Genomic DNA, 264 nt, shown 5'->3' on the forward strand with positions numbered 1-264 from the left:
GCATTCACGACACTCGCGTCGAGACTGCCATGCCATACGCCCCAAAAACGGTGTTGGCGCTTTAACTTTAGCGCTTTTCCTTCGACGTTTAAGCCAGAGAGTTGCCAGAATGGTTCGTGCGCTAATTGGATTATCTGACTACGTTCAATATCAAGTTCTTGGATATCCACTTCTTGTAACGCGCTGGTGGCAGCCTTCCACCAATCCTTGTTGTCATCAGACTGGATAGCCCATTTCAATCCTTGAACAGAAGCCGTGTCGAGT

The 264-nt window shown here is 48.5% G+C and carries 1 protein-coding gene; it reads right to left on the reverse strand.

Annotated features, from left to right (window positions below):
* The coding region (locus tag IEX97_RS13690) for an AsmA family protein (RefSeq protein WP_229776925.1) at positions 1 to 264 on the reverse strand (264 nt) is incomplete at both ends.

The sequence above is a fragment of the Paenalicyclobacillus cellulosilyticus genome (assembly GCF_014647315.1).
GTDB lineage: Bacteria > Bacillota > Bacilli > Alicyclobacillales > Alicyclobacillaceae > Alicyclobacillus_J > Alicyclobacillus_J cellulosilyticus.